This window comes from Rhodococcus sp. NPDC047139 (assembly GCF_040643435.1).
Lineage (GTDB): Bacteria > Actinomycetota > Actinomycetes > Mycobacteriales > Mycobacteriaceae > Rhodococcus.
Genome location: NZ_JBEYUH010000024.1, coordinates 20,540 through 39,310, shown reverse-complemented (window position 1 = coordinate 39,310; position 18,771 = coordinate 20,540). Strand labels below are relative to the sequence as shown.

20 protein-coding genes, 1 tRNA gene and 1 riboswitch are annotated in these 18,771 nt (G+C 68.5%); of the genes, 17 read left to right on the top strand and 4 right to left on the bottom strand.

What is annotated here, in order from left to right:
* Window positions 1-5 precede the first annotated feature (5 nt).
* The 4 genes from ABZ789_RS21540 to ABZ789_RS21525 all read left to right on the top strand — a co-directional run bounded on the left by ABZ789_RS21540 (window position 6) and on the right by ABZ789_RS21525 (window position 3,475).
* A complete protein-coding gene (locus tag ABZ789_RS21540; RefSeq protein ID WP_358428308.1) occupies window positions 6-1,178 on the top strand; it encodes a pseudouridine synthase in 1,173 nt (390 codons plus the stop codon).
* Window positions 1,179-1,210: 32 nt separating this feature from the next.
* Window positions 1,211-1,873: a (d)CMP kinase gene (gene cmk, locus ABZ789_RS21535; RefSeq protein ID WP_358428347.1), complete on the top strand. Its 663-nt coding sequence runs from the start codon at window positions 1,211-1,213 to the stop codon at window positions 1,871-1,873.
* Window positions 1,870-3,300: a ribosome biogenesis GTPase Der gene (gene der / locus ABZ789_RS21530; protein WP_358428305.1), complete on the top strand. Its 1,431-nt coding sequence runs from the start codon at window positions 1,870-1,872 to the stop codon at window positions 3,298-3,300. The genes cmk and der overlap by 4 nt, the downstream gene beginning before the upstream one ends.
* A gap of 101 nt (window positions 3,301-3,401) precedes the next feature.
* Window positions 3,402-3,475: transfer RNA gene (locus tag ABZ789_RS21525), tRNA-Pro, on the top strand.
* Between the two features lie 247 nt (window positions 3,476-3,722).
* Here the strand turns inward: ABZ789_RS21525 and ABZ789_RS21520 are convergent.
* Window positions 3,723-4,712 (bottom strand): AraC family transcriptional regulator, encoded by a 990-nt coding sequence (locus tag ABZ789_RS21520; RefSeq protein WP_358428302.1) that lies wholly within the window; start codon window positions 4,710-4,712, stop codon window positions 3,723-3,725.
* Window positions 4,713-4,865: 153 nt separating this feature from the next.
* Between ABZ789_RS21520 and ABZ789_RS21515 the strand changes: the two genes are divergently transcribed.
* A complete protein-coding gene (locus ABZ789_RS21515) occupies window positions 4,866-5,510 on the top strand; it encodes an NAD(P)-binding oxidoreductase (RefSeq protein ID WP_358428299.1) in 645 nt (214 codons plus the stop codon).
* 127 nt (window positions 5,511-5,637) lie between these two features.
* Window positions 5,638-6,054, top strand: coding sequence for a VOC family protein (locus ABZ789_RS21510; protein WP_358428296.1), 417 nt, complete (start codon window positions 5,638-5,640; stop codon window positions 6,052-6,054).
* Window positions 6,055-6,078: 24 nt separating this feature from the next.
* Here ABZ789_RS21510 and ABZ789_RS21505 read toward each other — a convergent pair whose 3' ends face one another.
* Window positions 6,079-6,471: an MmcQ/YjbR family DNA-binding protein gene (locus ABZ789_RS21505; RefSeq protein ID WP_358428293.1), complete on the bottom strand. Its 393-nt coding sequence runs from the start codon at window positions 6,469-6,471 to the stop codon at window positions 6,079-6,081.
* Between the two features lie 45 nt (window positions 6,472-6,516).
* Complete coding sequence (locus ABZ789_RS21500; RefSeq protein ID WP_358428290.1) at window positions 6,517-7,539, bottom strand: phosphotransferase family protein; 1,023 nt, start codon at window positions 7,537-7,539, stop codon at window positions 6,517-6,519.
* A gap of 194 nt (window positions 7,540-7,733) precedes the next feature.
* Here ABZ789_RS21500 and ABZ789_RS21495 point away from each other — a divergent pair, with 194 nt between their 5' ends.
* The 11 genes from ABZ789_RS21495 to gcvP all read left to right on the top strand — a co-directional run bounded on the left by ABZ789_RS21495 (window position 7,734) and on the right by gcvP (window position 17,477).
* Window positions 7,734-8,351: a CoA pyrophosphatase gene (locus ABZ789_RS21495; protein ID WP_358428287.1), complete on the top strand. Its 618-nt coding sequence runs from the start codon at window positions 7,734-7,736 to the stop codon at window positions 8,349-8,351.
* A gap of 101 nt (window positions 8,352-8,452) precedes the next feature.
* Window positions 8,453-9,055: a CDP-alcohol phosphatidyltransferase family protein gene (locus ABZ789_RS21490; RefSeq protein WP_358428284.1), complete on the top strand. Its 603-nt coding sequence runs from the start codon at window positions 8,453-8,455 to the stop codon at window positions 9,053-9,055.
* 4 nt (window positions 9,056-9,059) lie between these two features.
* Complete coding sequence (locus tag ABZ789_RS21485; protein ID WP_358428281.1) at window positions 9,060-9,920, top strand: DUF881 domain-containing protein; 861 nt, start codon at window positions 9,060-9,062, stop codon at window positions 9,918-9,920.
* Complete coding sequence (locus tag ABZ789_RS21480; protein ID WP_358428278.1) at window positions 9,917-10,276, top strand: DUF1290 domain-containing protein; 360 nt, start codon at window positions 9,917-9,919, stop codon at window positions 10,274-10,276. Before ABZ789_RS21485 ends, ABZ789_RS21480 begins: the two co-directional genes overlap by 4 nt.
* 27 nt (window positions 10,277-10,303) lie before the next feature.
* Window positions 10,304-11,044, top strand: coding sequence for a DUF881 domain-containing protein (locus tag ABZ789_RS21475; RefSeq protein WP_358428344.1), 741 nt, complete (start codon window positions 10,304-10,306; stop codon window positions 11,042-11,044).
* Between the two features lie 42 nt (window positions 11,045-11,086).
* Window positions 11,087-11,491, top strand: coding sequence for a glycine cleavage system protein GcvH (gene gcvH / locus ABZ789_RS21470; RefSeq protein WP_358428275.1), 405 nt, complete (start codon window positions 11,087-11,089; stop codon window positions 11,489-11,491).
* Window positions 11,492-11,646: 155 nt separating this feature from the next.
* Window positions 11,647-12,108 carry a glycogen accumulation regulator GarA gene (gene garA / locus ABZ789_RS21465; protein WP_358428272.1) on the top strand — a complete coding sequence of 154 codons (462 nt, stop codon included), beginning with the start codon at window positions 11,647-11,649 and terminating at the stop codon, window positions 12,106-12,108.
* A complete protein-coding gene (locus tag ABZ789_RS21460; RefSeq protein ID WP_358428269.1) occupies window positions 12,108-12,845 on the top strand; it encodes a MerR family transcriptional regulator in 738 nt (245 codons plus the stop codon). Before garA ends, ABZ789_RS21460 begins: the two co-directional genes overlap by 1 nt.
* 114 nt (window positions 12,846-12,959) lie before the next feature.
* Window positions 12,960-13,433 carry a bifunctional nuclease family protein gene (locus ABZ789_RS21455; RefSeq protein ID WP_358428341.1) on the top strand — a complete coding sequence of 158 codons (474 nt, stop codon included), beginning with the start codon at window positions 12,960-12,962 and terminating at the stop codon, window positions 13,431-13,433.
* Between the two features lie 240 nt (window positions 13,434-13,673).
* Window positions 13,674-14,297, top strand: a complete 624-nt coding sequence (locus ABZ789_RS21450) for a MerR family transcriptional regulator (RefSeq protein WP_358428266.1) — start codon at window positions 13,674-13,676, stop codon at window positions 14,295-14,297.
* 71 nt (window positions 14,298-14,368) lie between these two features.
* Window positions 14,369-14,464: riboswitch (glycine riboswitch) on the top strand.
* A gap of 160 nt (window positions 14,465-14,624) precedes the next feature.
* Window positions 14,625-17,477 (top strand): aminomethyl-transferring glycine dehydrogenase, encoded by a 2,853-nt coding sequence (gene gcvP, locus ABZ789_RS21445; protein ID WP_358428263.1) that lies wholly within the window; start codon window positions 14,625-14,627, stop codon window positions 17,475-17,477.
* Window positions 17,478-17,610: 133 nt separating this feature from the next.
* Here the strand turns inward: gcvP and ABZ789_RS21440 are convergent, their stop codons facing one another.
* On the bottom strand, window positions 17,611-18,771 hold the full coding sequence (locus tag ABZ789_RS21440; RefSeq protein WP_358428260.1) for a metallophosphoesterase: 1,161 nt from the start codon (window positions 18,769-18,771) through the stop codon (window positions 17,611-17,613).

Here is an 18,771-nt window from a genome sequence, read left to right as displayed (position 1 = left end):
ACCAAGTGAATACACCCGCTCGCCGTGATGGCACACCGGACCGTAGAAGAAACAACCCCCGCAGCGCGAGTACGCGCAAAGACGGGGCCTCCCGCTCAGGACGCGCGGACGCACCGCGCTCGGGCGGACGCAGCGAAGCTCCCCGCTCGGCGGGACGCAGCGAAGCTCCTCGCTCGGCGGGACGCACCGAAGCTCCCCGCTCGGCGGGACGCACCGAAGCTCCTCGCTCGGCAGGGCGTTCCGAAGCCCCCCGCTCCGACCGCCGATCGAATCCTTCCCAGCCGGTCACCGGCCGCAAACCCCACCGCAAGGGCGGCACCACGAGCGGCAAGCCCGCTCGGGGCGCATCCAAGCGCACCCCGCAGCGTGTCGTCCCGACCGTGAGCAACGCCCGCCCCGCGCGCCACCAGCATCGCGAAGCAGGCCCGGCCCAACTCCCGGCCGGCGAAGGCGTGCGTCTGCAGAAGGTCCTCGCCCAGGCCGGCGTGGCGTCCCGCCGCGCGGCCGAGGAACTCATCGCCGCCGGCCGCGTCGAGGTCGACGGCAACATCGTTGTCGAACAAGGATTGCGGGTGGACCCGGAGAACGCCGTGATCCGCGTCGACGGGGTGCGCGTGGTCATCAACAAGGATCTCGTGCACCTCGTGCTGAACAAGCCCCGCGGATGGCAGTCCACGATGTCCGACGATCTCGGCCGCCCCTGCGTCGGGGACATCGTCTCCGAACGTGTCGCCGCCGGGCAGCGCCTGTTCCACGTCGGACGTCTCGACGCCGACACCGAAGGCCTGCTGCTGCTCACCAACGACGGTGAACTCGCGCACCGACTGATGCATCCGTCCTTCGAGGTCCCCAAGACCTACCTTGCGACGGTCAAGGGCGTGCTCGCGCGCGGGGTCGGCAAGCAACTCAAGGCCGGTATCGAGCTCGAGGACGGACCCGCCAAGGTCGACGAGTTCTCGTTGCTCGAAGTCCACGAAGGCCAGTCGCTCGTGCGTCTCGTGCTGCACGAAGGTCGCAAGCACATCGTGCGTCGTCTGCTCGACGCCGTCGGACATCCGGTGATCCGCCTCGTGCGCACCAACATCGGCCCCGTCGCCCTCGGCGACCAGCGACCCGGCACCCTGCGGGTTCTCGGCCGCAACGAGGTCGGCGGCCTCTACCAGGCGGTGAAGCTGTGACCACCACCGCCCGCGACGCCCTGATCGTGGCAATGGACGGACCGTCCGGCACCGGCAAGTCGACCGTGTCCAAGCGACTCGCGCAGCATCTCGGAGCCGCCTATCTCGACACCGGGGCGATGTACCGCATCGCGACACTGCACGCCCTGCGTCGCGGCACCGACCTGACAGACCCGGCCGCCATCGCCGCCGTCACCGCCGATCTGCCGTGGTCCATCGGCACCGATCCGGCCGTCGAGGACATCCGCCTCGACGGAGACGACGTGCGCGAGATCATCCGCGGCGCCGAGGTCACCGCTGCGGTATCCGCCGTCGCGGCCGTCCCCGAGGTCCGAACCCTGCTCGTCGAGGCCCAGCAGCGGCTCGGACGCGCCGAGCATCGCGTTGTGATCGAAGGACGCGACATCGGCACCGTGGTCTTCCCCGACGCCGACGTCAAGATCTACCTCACCGCCTCGGCAGAGGCCCGTGCGCACCGGCGCAACAATCAGAACATCGCCGAGGGTCGCGGCGACGACTACGAGGCGGTCCTCGCCGCGGTCCAGCGCCGCGACCACCTCGATTCCACACGCGCGGTGTCCCCGCTGCGCGCGGCGGACGATGCGGTCGTCGTGGACACCAGCGACATGAACATCGACGAGGTGATCGCCGCGCTGCTCGCGGTGGTCGCCGAGCAGACTGGAGCGAAGCTGTGAGCGACGACGTGAGCATCGAGTACACCGGCTACGACGGTGACGGCACCTGGTCGGAGGAAGCCGACTGGGACATCGAGTTCGCCGGCGACAGCGAGCTCGAAGAGTTCGTGCCGGTCCCCACCGTCGCCGTGGTCGGGCGCCCCAACGTCGGCAAGTCCACCCTGGTCAACCGCATCATCGGCCGCCGCGAAGCCGTGGTGGAGGACGTGCCCGGTGTCACCCGCGACCGTGTCTCGTACGAGGCTTCGTGGAACGGCCGGCGGTTCATGGTCCAGGACACCGGAGGGTGGGAGCCCGACGCGAAGGGCATGCAGCAATCCGTCGCCCGCCAGGCGGAGGTCGCCATGCGCACCGCCGACGCGATCCTCGTGGTGGTCGATGCCACTGTCGGCGCCACCAGCGTCGACGAGGCCGTCGCGAAGGTGCTGCGCCGGTCGAAAACTCCGGTTCTGCTGGTCGCCAACAAGGTCGACGACGACCGTGTCGAGGCCGAGGCGGCAGCGCTGTGGTCGCTCGGGCTCGGCCAGCCGTACTCGGTGTCGGCCACCCACGGGCGCGGCACCGGCGACCTGCTCGACGAACTGCTCGCCAAGCTGCCCGCCACGCCCCGGGAAGGCACCGGAGGGGAGGGGCCTCGCCGGGTCGCCCTGGTGGGAAAGCCCAACGTCGGCAAGTCCAGCCTGCTCAACAAGCTCGCCGGAGACGAACGCTCGGTGGTCCACGATGTCGCCGGCACGACCGTCGACCCGGTGGACTCGATCGTGGAACTCGGCGGCAAGCCGTGGCGGTTCGTCGACACCGCCGGTCTGCGCAAGCGTGTCTCGCACGCCTCCGGAGCGGAGTTCTACGCCTCGCTACGCACACGTGGAGCGATCGACGCGGCGGAGGTGGCGGTGCTGCTCATCGACGCCTCACAGCCCATCACCGAGCAGGATCAGCGGGTGATCACGATGGTCGTCGAATCGGGTCGCGCCCTGGTGATCGCCTTCAACAAGTGGGACCTCGTCGACGAGGACCGCCGTTACGAACTCGGCCGCGAGATCGAACGCGACCTGTCGCGGGTGCCCTGGGCGTCGCGTGTGAACATCTCCGCCAAGACCGGGCGAGCCGTGCAGAAGCTCGTCCCCGCGATGGAGACCGCGCTCGAATCGTGGGACAAGCGCATCTCCACCGGGCGCCTGAACTCCTGGCTCAAGGAGGTCGTGGCCGCGACCCCGCCGCCGATGCGCGGCGGCCGCCTGCCCCGGGTGCTGTTCGCGACCCAGGCAGCCACCCGGCCCCCGACCTTCGTGCTGTTCACCACCGGCTTCCTCGAAGCCGGTTACCGGCGCTTCCTCGAACGCCGCCTGCGAGAAGAGTTCGGGTTCGATGGCAGCCCGGTGCGGATCTCGGTGCGGGTGCGCGAGAAGCGCGACCGCCGCAAGTGAACCCTACTCGGTGATCCGCTGGTGAAAGGCCGTTGACCAGGCGATTAGCCTTTCGGCCCGTCCCTGTTGTAATCTCAACGAGCGCTCGACGAGAGCGCGGACGGGCTGTGGCGCAGCTTGGTAGCGCACTTGACTGGGGGTCAAGTGGTCGCAGGTTCAAATCCTGTCAGCCCGACAGTGAAACCCCTTCCGACTTCGGTCGGAAGGGGTTTTCTCGTTGCCGGGACAGGTCAGGTGCTGGTTCCTGTTCGCAGATGCGCCATCTTGGCCCGTGAGGACGATGGCGGAATCGGATCTGCGTCGTCCTGAGGGGACGAGCAGTGCGGGCGACGCCGGAGCCTTCCTGCCGGATGCGCACCTTCTGAACCCGGGCACCCTCGAGCCGCAACCACCGACACGATCGATACCACACCCCGGAGGCCTCACCGGGGTGTCGTCGCATTCGGGGCGGCCTGGCGCACCGACCCCGGCGTCAGCCCCATCACCCTTTTGAACGCCCGCGCGAACGCCGCTTCCGACTCGTAACCGGACCGCGCCGCCAGTTGTGCCACCGAGGCGCCCTCACGCAGTGCCGTCAGGGCGCACTCCATTCGCCACCGCGTCACGTACTGCATCGCGGGCTCGCCGACGAGATCCGTGAAGTGCGCAGCGAACGCCGACCGCGACATCGCCGCCTCCCGCGCCAGCGCCGCCACCGTCCAGGGCCGCTCCGGGGCACGGTGCACCGCCGCCAGTGCGCGACCGATATGCGGGTCGCGTAGTGCGAGAAGCCAACCGCTGCGATCGCCCGCACCGGAATCCATCCATTCCCGGATCGCCAGGATCACCAGCACATCCGCCAGTCGCGTCAGGACCGCCTCGCCGCCGGGCCGCATCCGAACCGCCTCCTCGGCCATCAGATCGAGCAGAAACCGCACAGTGTCTGCTCGGGAGGCACCGGCCGTGCCGGAGCGCAGCACCGGCGGCAGCGACCGCATCAGACGCCCGGCCGTCGGATGCTCGAACTCCACCACCCCGCACACCAATACGGTGCGCTCACCGCCACCTCCGTACCGCAACACCGAGCAGTGCTCGCCGATCATCTCCTGCGGCAGCAGATCCACCCGCCCCGCATGCAGCGGCGCCGGGTCGCTGCGGATCACATGCCCGGCCCCGTGCGGCACCACCGCGAGATCGCCGGGCACGAGCGGCAGGGGATTCCCGTCGGCACGCGGCACGTCGAGCACCGCCTCACCGGAGATCACGACGTGGAAGCTCGCGCAGTCCTCGAAGGCCGGCATCTCCAGCGCCCACGGAGCGCTCACCTCCGACCGGCAGTAGAACACCCCGCGCATGCGCAGCAGATGGAGAACCTCCGCGAGAGGCTCTCCGGGCGTCCACGGATAGGTCGTTCCACCATCCTGATCGGTCACGCTCCCACGATCGCGCCCACCCGCCCGTACGTCCACCGCAGCGGGACGAACGGGCAGGGAACCGGGACGGACGGGCATGGAACGTCCACCACACCCTCGATAGCGTGGACGCGTACACGAATTCCGCTGCGACACACAGATTGAGAGAATGTCATGAAGGTACTGGTCATCGGAGCCACCGGAGGTTCGGGACGCGCCGCGGTCGCCGCCCTGCTCGATCGCGGACACGACGTCACCGCCCTCGTCCGCAACCCGGGCATCGCGGAGTCGTTCACCGACCGCGTCACGATCGTGGCGGGCGACGCCGTCCGGAGCGCCGACATCGAACACGCCCTGCACGGGCAGGACGCCGTGGTGGTGACGCTCGGCATCCACGAGAACCCGCTGCGGGTACGACTGCTCGGCCCCGCCCGGACACCCCTCGACGTGCGCTCCCGCGGCACCCGCACCGTCGTCGACGCCATGCGACGCCACGGCGCGCGGCGCCTGATCGTCCAGACGTCCTACGGAACGGGCCCGACCCGCGACCGGCTGCCCACCCGGTACCGCCTGATGTTCCGGGCGCTGCTCGGCCCGCAGATCGCCGACACCGAACGGCAGGACGCCCTCGTGCGCTCCAGCGACCTCGACTGGACCATCGTGCAGCCGGTGAACCTCACCGACAGTGACGACGATGAAGCGACGGTTTCCGACGGCGACGTCTCGTCGTGGGCGGTCCCGCGACGTGCGGTCGGGCGCGTGCTGGCCGACCTGGTCGAAAGACCCGAGTACGCCCGCGCCACAGTGGCGGTCTCCTGACACGGATCACGCCGAACGCTCCCGGATCGGGCGCGCACCGGTCACGATGAGAAATGCGTTTGCGGACAGTCCTTTATCGAAGCGCAGCACGCGATCCGTGCGCTGCCACACCTGCGGAAGGACCACGATGACCACTCGATTCAACCCGTATCTCGCATTCCGCGACTCGGCGCGTCAGGCGATGGAGTTCTACCAGTCGGTTTTCGGCGGTGAACTGACGGTGAGCACGTTCGGTGACATGAACGCCGCCGAGGACCCGAGCGAGAACGACAAGGTGATGCACTCGATGCTCACCGCGGACAACGGATTCGTGCTCATGGCCTCGGACACCCCGAAGAGCATGGACTACACGCCCGGGACGAACTTCTCCCTCTCGCTCAGCGGTGACGACGAGACGGTGCTGCGCGGCTACTGGGAGGCGCTGAGCCAGGACGCCAGCGTCGACCTGCCGCTCGAACGCGCCCCGTGGGGAGATCTGTTCGGCATGTGCACGGACAGATTCGGCGTTTCCTGGATGGTGAGCATCGGCGACGAAGAGGGCTGAACTCGAAGAGCGCGCGGCGGCCGTTCAGAGGCGCCCGTCGAGTTCGCGCACCAGCCGGGTCGGTGCGGTCACCCGGAACGACATGTCGAGTAGCTCGGCGACCTCGTCCCAGTCCACCTCCGGGCGGGCGAGGTCGTAGCCGACCCATCCCGACGGTCCGAAATACATCGGTAGGTAGATGTGCGGCTCTTCGAGGAGTGCGCGGCGTTCCTCCTCGTGGGGTTTGACGATCAGGGAGCGGGGAAACGGTGTGCGCGTGTCCTTCTCGGAGCCTCCGTACACCGCGAAGGCCGTCCTGGTGGAGAAGAACGGACGACCGTGGGAGATCTTCTCGGACGCGGCGGGCAGGGCCAGCGCGAGGTGCCGGACTCGGGCCAGCAGGGGATCGGCCTCGTCGAACATCACCGGATGCGGCATGTGCGCAGCGTACCGAGGGACCACGACGAGTACCCTGCGGTCGCGTCACCGACCTTCCAGCTCGGCGATCCCTCCGCGAAGGAGGGGCTCGACTCCGCGCCCGAGTTCCTCGAAACCGTCACCGACGGTCTTGCCCTGACGGAACCGGAAATAGATGCCCTCGAGGATCACCGCGAGTTTGTAGTAGGCGAGGGCGAGATGGAAGGCCAGATCGGACAGGTCCCGTCCGCCGGCTGCGGCGTAGCGCGCGAGCACTTCGTCGTCGCCGAGAAAACCCGGTGCCCGGGACACCGTCGAGACGGGGAACTCGGTGTCCTCCCGGGCCAGCCGCTGGTAGACGAGCAGCAGGGCCACGTCGGTGAGAGGATCGCCCAGGGTGGCCATCTCCCAGTCCAATACCGCCACCACCTCGTCGTTGTCGTCGACGAGCACGTTGTCGAGCCGGTAGTCGCCGTGCACGATGCCGACTTCACCGTCGCCCGGCAGATTGTCGACGAGCAACCGGTGCAGTTCGTCGGCCCCGGCGAGTTCCCGGCTGTGCGAGTTCTCGAGTTGCGTGGTCCAGCGCCGTACCTGCCGCTCGAGAAATCCGCGGGGCCGGCCGAAATCCGCCAGCCCCACCGCGGACGGGTCCACCGCATGCAGCGCGGCCAGAGTGTCGACCATCCGTTCGGAGACCACCCGGGTGCGCGCAGCGCCGATGGCCTCGAGTTCCTCGGCGGTGCGATAGGGCGTCCCGACGACGAGATCCATCAGGTAGAAGGGAGCGCCGAGTACCGAGTCGTCCTCGCACAGCAGATGGGTGCGGGGGACCGGCACCGCGGTGCCGTCGAGAGCAGAGATGACGCGGTACTCGCGTGTCATGTCGTGAGCGGTGGCGAGGACGTGCCCGAGTGGGGGACGGCGTAGCACCAACCGCCGTTCGCCGTCCGTCACCTCATAGGTGAGGTTGGATCGTCCGCCGCTGATCAGGCGGGCGCGAAGTGGGCCGGTGAACAAGTGGGGGGCGGAGGTGCGGACATGGGTGTCCAGCGCGTCGAGGTCGAGGCCGGCGGGTACATCGTTCATCGAGGTCCTTTCCGTCGGCTCCCACTATGACGGCGGGCGATCTTCCGTGTCCGGAGAACTCCCACCCGAAGCCCGAAGATCCGGACGATACGGAATTCGGTAATATCCAGAATCGCTGGTCGGCGCGCGGCGCGAGATCACCCCCCGACCTGCACCGACCGGCAAGGCCGGCGGCGGCGAACTAATGTCGACCCATGCCCGCTCCGCACCCTCTCGCCCGCGACAGCGTCCGCGACGCGCTGAACGCATTCGACTCGCGCCTACTGCCGCTCGATGGTCGACGCCACGCAGCGGTCGTCGTGGCCGTCCTCGACGACGGTGCCGGCAATCCCGTGATGCCGCTGACCCGGCGACCGACCCGCCTTCGGGCCCATCCAGGCCAGTTCGCGCTTCCGGGTGGCCGCTTGGACGAGGGGGAGAGCCCGGAAGAGGCTGCACTTCGGGAACTGCACGAGGAGCTCGGACTCGACCTCGGACCCGAAGCCGTCCTCGGCAGACTCGATGATTACGCCACACGCTCCGGTTACGTCATGTCGCCGTTCGTCGTGTGGTCGGACACCGCCGTGGACGACCTGAAACCCAGTCCCGACGAAGTCGACGTGCTCTTCGCCGTGACCGCCGACGAACTCGACGCCGAACCGCGCTTCGTCACCATCCCCGAATCCGACAAGCCCGTGGTGCAGTGGCCCTTCCGCGGCCACCTCGTGCACGCGCCGACCGCCGCGGTGGTCTACCAGTTCCGCGAAGTCGTCCTCCGCAGGCGTGCCACCCGGATCGACGACCTCGAACAGCCGGTCTTCGCCTGGCGCTGACACCCCGGAACCTCCGGCTGCGGGGCTGTGCAAGGCTGGAGATCGCGCTCGTACCGACCCGGCGGGCGGGGACACCACGAGAACGAGGAGCGAGTCACACCATGGGAGATGCGACCGGAACCGCCGCCGCGCGCGGATCGGACCGCATCCTCACCGTGCCGAACGTACTGAGCTTCGTCCGGCTCCTCGGTGTGCCGGTCTTCCTCTATCTCGTCCTCGTGGCCCACGCCGACGTGTGGGCGCTGATCCTGTTGGCCGTGAGCAGCTTCACCGATTGGGCCGACGGTAAACTCGCCCGGCTGCTCGACCAGACCTCCCGTCTCGGCGCGCTGCTCGATCCGTTCGTCGACCGTCTCTACGTGGTGACCACACTCGTCGCGCTGGTCGCCCGGGACATCGTTCCATGGTGGATCGCCGCGGTCCTCGTCGGCCGGGAACTGGTCCTGGCGCCGACACTGGCCGTCTACCGCCGCCGGGCTCTGCCGCCCCCCGAAGTGCTCTATCTCGGGAAGGGAGCCACCTTCCTCCTGATGTGCGCGTTGCCGCTGATGCTCGCCGCCGTCGCCGTACCCTCCTGGGAACCGGTCGCAGGCCCGCTCGGCTGGGCCGCCCTGATCTGGGGAACCGTGCTGTACGTCTGGACCGGGATCCTCTACCTCGCGCAGGCTGTCGCGACCGCACGGATCGTGCCGGCCGGGAGATGAACCGATGAGCCGCGCATGGGAACGCATCCGGCGCAATCCGGTGCCTTCGCTCCTGAAGTCGCTTCTCGAGGACCAACTCGACCCCGGCTACGCCGCCTCGGCCGCGGATCGGGCCGCCGGTCGGCCCTCCACCGGCCGACGCGCCGCGCGCGCGTGGCTCGTCACCGGAGCCGTCCTCGCCGGTGCCGTCATCGGCGTCGCATTCGCCCAGAACGCCGATGTCCGAGCCGGTACCGACCGGACCCGGACCGAGATCCTCGACTCCCTCCGGTCAGGAGACGAACGCATCGCGGCACTCACCGCGCAGCGTGACGAACTCGACGCCGCGGTCGACGAACGCCGCAGTGCCCTGTTCGCCGACGGGGCCGGCGCGAGCATCCTCGACGAACTCCGCGACGCCGAGGCTGCCGCCGCCGCGACACCCGTGCGCGGTCCCGGAATGACGGTCACACTCACCGAACCCACCGCCCGCCCGAACCTGTCCGACGCGGCGAAGGAGGAGAACAGGCCCACCGCGCTCCTCCTCGACCGCGACCTCCAGGCGGTCGTCAACGCACTCTGGGCCGCCGGGGCAGAGGCGATCGAGGTCGGTGGGATCCGGGTAGGGCCCGGCGTGACCATCCGTCAGGCCGGGGGTGCGATGCTCGTCGACAACCGGCCCGTATTCTCCCCGTACACGGTCTCGGCGGTGGGGCCCCCGTCCCGGCTGCAGACGTCGTTCGTCGTCAGCGACGCCTATCTGCGGCTCGCCGGCATACAGCAGCTCTACGGGGTGGGATTCACCCTCACCGAAGAGGACGACCTCGAGTTTCCGGCCGCCGCGGTCCGGAAACTCGGCAGCAGCGGAGAAACGGGGTACAGGTGAAGCGAGTCGAACACGGTCACGCGCTCTACGCGGTGCTGGCACTGGCGATCGGGATCGGCGCCGGAATCGTGTTCAGCCCTCAGGTCCCCGACATCGTGCAGCCGTATCTGCCCATCGCGGTCGTGGCCGCGCTCGACACCGTCTTCGGTGGACTGCGCGCCTACCTCGACGACATCTTCGACGCGAAGGTGTTCGTGGTGTCGTTCGTCTTCAACGTGCTCGTCGCGGCCCTGATCGTATGGCTCGGCGATCAACTCGGGGTGGGCACACAGCTCTCGACCGCCGTCATCGTCGTCCTCGGCATCCGCATCTTCGGCAACGCCGCCGCCCTGCGCCGCCGCCTGTTCGGAGCCTGATCCGTGAACGAGCCGCAGCCACCCGACATGCCGGGCACCGAGGACGCCGCCACCGCCGAACCCGCCGGGGCGCGTTCCGCCCGGTCCAAGCCCGTCTTCCTTGTGCTCGCCGGGATCCTTATGGTTCTGCTCGGTGCAGGCATCGCCACCCAGGTGCGGACCACCGACACCGGTGACGCCCTCGACTCGGCACGTCCGGCAGATCTGCTCGTCCTGCTCGACAATCTCAACCGTCGCGAAGCTGCGCTCCGTCAGGAGATCACAGCACTCGAAAGCACCCTCTCGAGCCTCGAACAGGAGGGTTCGGAAGCCGCTCTCGAGGAGGCCCGATCGCGGTTGTACACCCTGTCGGTGCAGATCGGCACCGCACCTGCCACCGGGCCGGGCGTGGTGCTCACTGTCGAGGATCCGCGTGAGGGTGTCGGATCCGAGGTGCTGGTCGACATGATCCAGGAGTTGCGCGCCGCGGGTGCCGACACGATGCAGATCGCCGGCGCAAACGGGGACACCGTGCGCATCGGGGTCGACTCGTGGGTGACGGGCGCGGGGGGAGAGATCACCGTGGACGACCGGCGGCTCGACGCCCCGTACACCGTCACCGCCATCGGGGACGGACCGACGCTCGCCGCCGCTCTCAACATTCCCGGCGGAGTGGTCGACACGGTCGCCCGTTCCGGCGGATCATTGTCCGTGGAACAGTTCCCGCAGGTGGACGTGTCCGCCTTGCGGGAGATCGAACCACGCCAATACTCTCAGCCCGGAAACTGAAACCGGCGTTCCGGCCGAACGTCGTCTCCGAAAGGACAAGTCTTGACCGCTTCCGCGACACCCGAGGATCTGCGCTATACCCCGGAGCACGAGTGGGTGCGCAGGACGGGCGCGACGACCGTGCGTATCGGCATCACCGACTACGCGCAGTCCCAACTCGGCGATGTGGTCTTCGTCCAGCTGCCCGACACGGGAACCGAGATCGTCGCCGGCGAGTCCTTCGGAGAGGTCGAGTCCACCAAGAGCGTGTCCGACGTGTTCGCGCCCCTGACCGCGAAGGTGGTCGCCGTCAACACGGAACTCGACACGAATCCCGAGCTCGTGAACAGCAGCCCCTACGGGGAGGGCTGGCTCGTCGACGTGGAGGTCGGTAGCGAGAGCGAACTCGAAGAAGCCCTCGCGCAGACGGTCGATGCGGACGGTTACCGCGGGATCACGGAAGGCTGACGGACCCGACAGGTAACGTGATCGCGACTGTCTGCGTCAGTATCCCTGCGCGGGGTACGGTCGGATATGGCGTGTGCCGTATCGGACCCGCACGGGGCGAACCAATCAGCGGCCACCCGGGATCATCCGGGTGGCCGAAGGGATAAGGAGAAACGGTGAGCGAGAACGGCAACGCGGGCTACGAGGAGACTCCTGCCGAAACCACTTCGGTATTTCGCGCCGACTTCCTGAACGAAGTGGAAGGTGCAGGATCGGCCACCGCCGAAGCGCCCGTCTCGGGTGTCGAGGGCCTGCCCGCCGGATCGGCGCTGCTGGTGGTCAAGCGGGGGCCGAATGCAGGATCGCGCTTCCTGCTCGACCAGCCGACCACCTCGGCGGGACGGCACCCCGACAGCGACATCTTCCTCGACGATGTGACGGTCAGCCGTCGGCACGCCGAGTTCCGCCAGGACGAGGGCGAGTTCCAGGTCGTGGACGTGGGAAGCCTCAACGGCACCTACGTCAATCGGGAACCGGTCGACTCCGCGGTTCTCGCGAACGGCGACGAGGTGCAGATCGGTAAGTTCCGGCTGGTGTTCCTGACCGGTCCGCGAGGTCCGCAGGGCGCGGGTAGCTGATGACCGCGGCCCGCCAGCCGGCGCCGGCCGGAATGTCGATCGGGTCGGTGCTCGACCGCCTGCGTCCGGAGTTCCCGGACGTGACGATCTCGAAGATCCGATTCCTCGAGGCCGAGGGTCTGATCAGCCCGGAACGTACGCCGTCGGGTTACCGACGTTTCTCGATCGCCGATTGCGAGCGGCTGCGGTACGTGCTGACCGCGCAACGCGATCAGTACCTTCCGCTCAAGGTGATCAAGGAACAGCTCGAGGCCATCGACCGGGGCGCCGCCACGGTGGGTTCGGTCGAGGCGCGGATCACCCGGCCGCGCCCGCTGGCGGTCGCCCGCGGGGAGGTTTCGCCCGAAGATCTGCGCAGCGACCGCGAGATCCGGGTGAGCCGCGAAGATCTGTGCACCCGGGCCGGGATCGATTCGGCGTTTCTCACCGAACTGCTGGGAGCGGGTCTGCTCAAGCCCGGGCCGGCCGGATTCTTCGACGAGGACGCGGTGCTGCTCGCCCGCACGGCGAAGGCGATGGCGGAGTTCGGTCTCGAGGTGCGGCACCTGCGCGCCTTCAAACTCGCCGCCGACCGCGAGGCTGCGCTCGTCGCCCAGATCGCCGGGCCGATCGCGAAGGGACGGGACGCAGGGGCACGACAGCGCGCCGAGGAGATGGTGCGCGAACTGGCGGCGCTGTCGCTGACATTGCACACCTGCCTGGTGAAAGCGGCGGTACAGGACGCCCTCGATCGCTGACGCGCATCCGTCAGGTAATCCGGCCACCTGACGGATGCGCTGTCGGCCACTAGAATTCCAGGCAGTACCTGTCGGGTGTACACCACCGACGAGCAGCAGGACGGAGGCACCGCGATGAGTGAGATGCGGATAGTAGGGATTCGTATCGAACAGCCGCAGAACCAGCCTGTCCTTCTGCTGCGCGAAGTCGACGGGGACAGATATCTGCCGATCTGGATCGGGCAGAACGAAGCCACCGCGATCGCCCTCGAACAGCAGGGGGTCGAGCCGGCACGGCCGCTGACCCACGACCTGATCAAGAATCTCCTCGAGGCGTTCGGTCATGCCTTGCGCGAAGTGCGCATCGTCGACCTGCGCGAGGGAACGTTCTACGCGGACCTGGTCTTCGACGGGGGTATGCGGGTGTCGTGCCGCCCCTCCGACGGGGTGGCTGTGGCCTTGCGCGTCGGCGCGCCGGTCCACGTCGAGGAACCGGTGCTCACCGAAGCAGGGCTGGTCATGCCGGACGAACGAGAAGACGAGGTCGAGAAGTTCAAGGAGTTCCTCGATTCCGTCTCGCCCGACGACTTCAAGGCGACGGACGGCTGATGGCCGTCGGCCGGTAGGCGAGCACGTCGTCGGCGAGCGTGTCGGCGCTGGCGAGAGTAGCGTCGAAGGTTGTTTTCCGGTCGGCGTGTTGCAGCCCGGCGCCCGGCATCGGGGCGTACGCTGAGTTGATCCGCCAGGGATGACTCGGGGAGCCTGGAGCGCTCGAGGATCGGATATGGGTCGGGGATCCGCCTGTCGATCGTTTCGAGGCAGAACTGGGCGTGCGAGAGGGAGTCAGTAGTGCGAGATCGGACGAAGGGACAGCCGCCCGGCGTCGATTCCGGCGATCGCTCGACGTCGTCACGGGCCGACGAGACCGACGACATCCAGCCGGGTCTGTTTCCGGACCACTCGGTGCCGGACGAACTCGTCGGCTATCGGGTGCCGATCGCCTGCCAGATCGCGGGGATCAGCTATCGCCAGCTCGATTACTGGGCCCGTACGAATCTCGTGGTTCCGTCGATTCGCAGTGCCGCCGGCTCCGGTAGCCAGCGCCTGTACTCGTTCAAGGACATCCTGGTCCTCAAGATCGTCAAGCGTCTGCTCGACACCGGTGTCTCGCTGCAGAACATCCGCGTCGCGGTCGATCATCTCCGCAGCCGCGGGGTCGGCGACCTCGCGAAGATCACTCTGTTCTCCGATGGCACCACCGTCTACGAATGCACCTCTCCCGAAGAGGTCGTCGATCTGCTGCAGGGCGGCCAGGGCGTCTTCGGTATCGCGGTGAGCGGGGCGATGCGTGAGCTCACCGGCAGTATCGCCGACTTCCCCGCCGAACGTGTCGACGGCGGCGATGTGGAAGAGCGCCCCGAAGACGAACTGGCGTCGCGGCGCCGCGAGCGCATCAACCGCCGTATCGGCTGACGCTCCACCATCGGCCCTTCCGCGACCGCGGCGTTCCACCCCTGCGCCGTGATCTAGACTCGAAGACGCGTCGCCGTCACGCGGGAGAGTTCCGGACACCGATCCGGGCGCCGAAGGAGCAGCACCTCCCCGTCAATCTCTCAGGCAACCAGGACCGCGTGAGCTCCGACGTCTCTGGAAAGCGGCGGGAGCACCCGCCCGCCCACGGGGAAAGGCTCTGGCCGGCCGAATCTCTCAGGCGCTCGCCTCGCGAGCTCACGACAGAGGGGGAGGAACCACTTCGCGCGACCGCGCATGTGGACCTCGCCGACCAGCCCGGGAGCTGCGATGACAGATGCCGTCACCTCGAACTTCGCCGATCGTCATATCGGCCCCGACACCGCCGGTCTGAGCCGGATCCTCGACGTCGTCGGAGTCGATTCCCTCGAAGCGCTCGCCACCGCCGCGGTCCCGGCCGCCATCCTCGACGACCGTGCCGGCAAGGTTCCGACCGGACTCGACGTGCTCGACCCGCCGCTTTCCGAGCACGAGGTGCTCGCCGAACTGAAGGTGCTCGCCTCCCGGAACACCGTGGCGACGTCGATGATCGGCCACGGCTACTACGACACTCTGACGCCGCCGGTACTGCTGCGCAACATCGTCGAGAATCCCGCCTGGTACACCGCCTACACTCCCTACCAGCCGGAGATCAGCCAGGGCCGCCTCGAAGCGTTGCTGAATTTCCAGACCATGGTGGCCGACCTGACGGGCATGGAGATCGCGAACTCGTCGATGCTCGACGAGGCCACTGCAGCCGCCGAGGCGATGACACTGCTCCGGCGCGCTAATCGCAAGTCCAAGAGCCCGCGTCTGGTCGTCGACACCGATCTGTTCGAACAGACCGCAGCAGTGCTGGCGACCCGCGCCGAACCCCTGGGAATCGAGATCGTCACCGCCGACCTCGTGACCGACGGACTGCCCGAGGGTGAGTTCTTCGGCGTCGTCCTGCAGATCCCCGGCGCTTCGGGGCGCGTCGTCGATGCTGCTCCGATCATCGAGGCCGCCCACGAGCGCGGTGCGCTCGTGGCCGTCGGTGCCGACCTATTGGCGATGACTCTCCTCACTCCACCCGGCGAGCAGGGCGCCGATGCCTGCTTCGGCACCACCCAGCGTTTCGGTGTGCCGATGGGCTTCGGCGGACCGCACGCCGGTTATCTCGCCGTCGGCAGCGCCCACACCCGCACCCTGCCCGGTCGTCTCGTAGGTGTGTCGGTGGACGCGGACGGAAACCGCGCCTACCGCCTCGCATTGCAGACCCGCGAGCAGCACATCCGCCGTGAGAAGGCGACCAGCAACATCTGCACCGCCCAGGTGCTCCTCGCCGTGCTCGCGGCGATGTACGCCTCGTATCACGGCGCCGAAGGTCTCACGGCGATCGCACGCCGGGTCGCCGGGTACGCCGGGCGACTCGCAGCGGGATTGCGCGCCGCCGGGGTCGACGTGGTGCACGACGAATTCTTCGACACCGTTCTCGTGCGGGTTCCCGGCCGCGCCGACGACGTCCTTGCCGCGGCACTGGAGGCCGGAATCAATCTGTACCGGGTGGACGAGGACCACGTGTCCGTCTCGTGCGACGAGGCCACGACCGCAGCCCACGTCGACGCGGTGCTCGCCGCCTTCGGCGCCGCACCTGCCGGTCCGGGCGAGCGACTCGCCCTTCCCCCGGACCTTGCCCGCACCAGCGCGTTCCTGCAGCACGAGGCGTTCACCCGCTACCGCACCGAGACCGCGATGATGCGCTATCTGCGGCGACTCTCGGACAAGGACCTGGCGCTGGACCGCACGATGATTCCGCTCGGCTCGTGCACGATGAAGCTCAACGCTGCCACGGAGATGGAAGCGATCACCTGGCCCGAGTTCGCGGGCCTGCACCCCTTCGCGCCTGCGGAGCAGACGGCCGGGATCCGCCGCCTCATCGCGGATCTCGAGGGCTGGCTCGCTGCGGTGACGGGCTACGACGCCGTGAGCCTGCAGCCCAATGCCGGCAGCCAGGGCGAGTACGCGGGACTGCTCGCGATCCGCCACTACCACCTCGACCGGGGTGACACCGAGCGGGACATCTGCCTGATCCCCTCGAGCGCCCACGGCACCAACGCCGCGTCGGCCGTGATGGCCGGGATGCGCGTCGAGGTGGTCGCGTGCCGGCCGAACGGCGACGTCGATCTCGACGATCTGCGCGCGAAGATCGCCGACCACGGAGCGCGTCTGGCCGCGATCATGATCACCTATCCGTCGACGCACGGCGTGTACGAGCACGACATCGCCGACATCTGCGGCGCCGTGCACGACGCCGGTGGTCAGGTGTACATCGACGGTGCCAACCTGAACGCCCTCGTGGGCCTGGCGCGGCCGGGCAAGTTCGGTGGCGACGTCAGCCACCTGAACCTGCACAAGACCTTCTGCATCCCGCACGGCGGCGGAGGACCGGGCGTGGGGCCGATCGGGGTTCGTTCGCATCTGGCGCCGTACCTGCCGGGTCATCCCGCGGAGCCGGGGCTCGGGGGAGCGGGTCCGGTCTCGGCGGCGCCCTACGGATCGGCGTCGATCCTCCCGATCACTTGGGCGTACATCAAGTTGATGGGTGCCGAAGGGCTGCGTCGTGCGTCGTTGACGGCGATCGCCTCGGCCAACTACATCGCGCGTCGTCTCGACGAGTACTTCCCGGTGCTGTACACGGGGGAGACCGGCATGGTGGCGCACGAGTGCATCCTCGATCTGCGTCCGCTGACGAAGGCGACGGGCGTGACCGTCGACGATGTCGCGAAGCGCTTGGCCGACTACGGCTTCCATGCACCGACGATGAGTTTCCCGGTGGCCGGCACCCTCATGGTCGAGCCCACCGAGAGCGAGGACATCGCAGAACTCGACGCGTTCATCGATGCGATGATCTCGATTCGCGGTGAGATCGATCGGGTCGGGGCAGGGGAGTGGCCGGTGGACGACAACCCGCTGCGTGGTGCGCCGCACACCGCAGAATGCCTGGTGGGTGAGTGGGCTCATCCGTATTCGCGGGAGGTCGCCGTGTTCCCGATGGGGAAGGACCGGGCCAAGGTGTGGCCTGCGGTGCGGCGCATCGACGGTGCGCACGGCGATCGGAATCTGGTGTGCTCGTGCCCGCCGCTGGAGGCGTACAGCCGCTGACACCCGAGAAGGCCGACGGAGTCTCCGTCGGCCTTCTTCGTCGCCAATGTTACTCCGGTTCAGACGGAAACAAGAGAAAAACAGAAACCACCACACTTCGCATAGCTACCTCACCCGCCTCCAAGAAGGCCGATCAGGCTGTGGCGGTCAGCTCCAGGATCGACACTTCCGGGGGCGTGCCCACCCGCACGGGAGGCCCCCACGCGCCGGTGCCCTGCGAGGTGTAGATCTGTGTGTCGTCGAAGCGCTCGAGGCCGGTTACGGTGGGATTGGCCAGCGCGACGAACGGTCGCAGAGGCCACATCTGGCCGCCGTGGGTGTGTCCGGACAGCTGGAGGTCGACCCCGAGTTCGCGCGCTTCGTCGAGGTGGCGGGGCTGATGTGCGGCGAGAACGACAGGGGTACCGGCCGGGATGCCGTCGAGGGCGGCGGGCATGTCGGGCTGATGGGGCTCGGTGGCCGTGTAGTCGTGGACGCCGGCGAGGGCGAGGACGTCACCGTCACGTTCCAGAAGGACGTGTTCGTTGCGTAGCGCGCGTACACCGAGGGTCTCCCAGTGATCGAGCCACGACTCCGCGTCGTCGGAGTAGTACTCGTGGTTGCCGCTGACCCCGTACACCCCCAGCGGCGCCTGCAGCTGCCGCAGGGGCTCGAGGTCCGCTCCGACGAGGTCGACGGTGCCGTCGGCGAGGTCACCACCGAGCACGACGAGATCGGGCTGCTGTTCGGCGACGAGATCGACGACCCGCTGCACGAAGTCGGCGCCGCGGGCGGGGCCGACGTGCAGATCGGTGATCAGAGCGACACGGGCGCCCTCGAAGCCGTCGGGCAGATCCTGCAGGGCGACGGGGACGGTGACGATCTGCGGTCGGTCGGCTTCGACCGTTCCGTATCCGACGGCGGCCACGGCGGCCACGACGAGCACAGCAGTCGCGATGCGCAGACCTCGCCGGGGCGTCGCTATGCCGACCGTGGCGGGATCGGAGCCCGCACGCCCGCGTCGTCGGGTGATACGTCGGATCAGCAGGCCCACTCCGATGACGAGGAGCCCGAGAGCGAGGTACAGCACCACCGCGAGCCAGGTCCAGCCGAGGAAGCCGATGGGACGTGCCCAGGCCGGGTCGAGCACGGTCCCGACCTCGGCGGCGCCGAGGGTGAGCACGAACGTGACGACGAGGGCGCTGTCGGCGGCGAGGGCGGCCGGACGGGACAGGCCGGGCGCACGGACGAGTCGTCGATGCAGCAGGTAGGTGACGAGGGCAAGGAAGACCCCCATGACGATCAGTCGGACCAC

Excerpts from the sequence above, each read along its gene's own strand:
- cmk (WP_358428347.1), top strand. The coding sequence starts at position 1,211 with ATGGACGGACCGTCCGGCACCGGCAAGTCGACCGTGTCCAAGCGACTC.
- ABZ789_RS21515 (WP_358428299.1), top strand. The coding sequence starts at position 4,866 with ATGAAGGTACTGGTCATCGGAGCCACCGGAGGTTCGGGACGCGCCGCG.
- ABZ789_RS21510 (WP_358428296.1), top strand. The coding sequence starts at position 5,638 with ATGACCACTCGATTCAACCCGTATCTCGCATTCCGCGACTCGGCGCGT.
- ABZ789_RS21505 (WP_358428293.1), bottom strand. The coding sequence starts at position 6,471 with ATGCCGCATCCGGTGATGTTCGACGAGGCCGATCCCCTGCTGGCCCGA.
- ABZ789_RS21500 (WP_358428290.1), bottom strand. The coding sequence starts at position 7,539 with ATGAACGATGTACCCGCCGGCCTCGACCTCGACGCGCTGGACACCCAT.
- ABZ789_RS21495 (WP_358428287.1), top strand. The coding sequence starts at position 7,734 with ATGCCCGCTCCGCACCCTCTCGCCCGCGACAGCGTCCGCGACGCGCTG.
- ABZ789_RS21490 (WP_358428284.1), top strand. The coding sequence starts at position 8,453 with ATGGGAGATGCGACCGGAACCGCCGCCGCGCGCGGATCGGACCGCATC.
- ABZ789_RS21485 (WP_358428281.1), top strand. The coding sequence starts at position 9,060 with ATGAGCCGCGCATGGGAACGCATCCGGCGCAATCCGGTGCCTTCGCTC.
- ABZ789_RS21475 (WP_358428344.1), top strand. The coding sequence starts at position 10,304 with ATGCCGGGCACCGAGGACGCCGCCACCGCCGAACCCGCCGGGGCGCGT.
- ABZ789_RS21460 (WP_358428269.1), top strand. The coding sequence starts at position 12,108 with ATGACCGCGGCCCGCCAGCCGGCGCCGGCCGGAATGTCGATCGGGTCG.
- ABZ789_RS21455 (WP_358428341.1), top strand. The coding sequence starts at position 12,960 with ATGAGTGAGATGCGGATAGTAGGGATTCGTATCGAACAGCCGCAGAAC.
- gcvP (WP_358428263.1), top strand. The coding sequence starts at position 14,625 with ATGACAGATGCCGTCACCTCGAACTTCGCCGATCGTCATATCGGCCCC.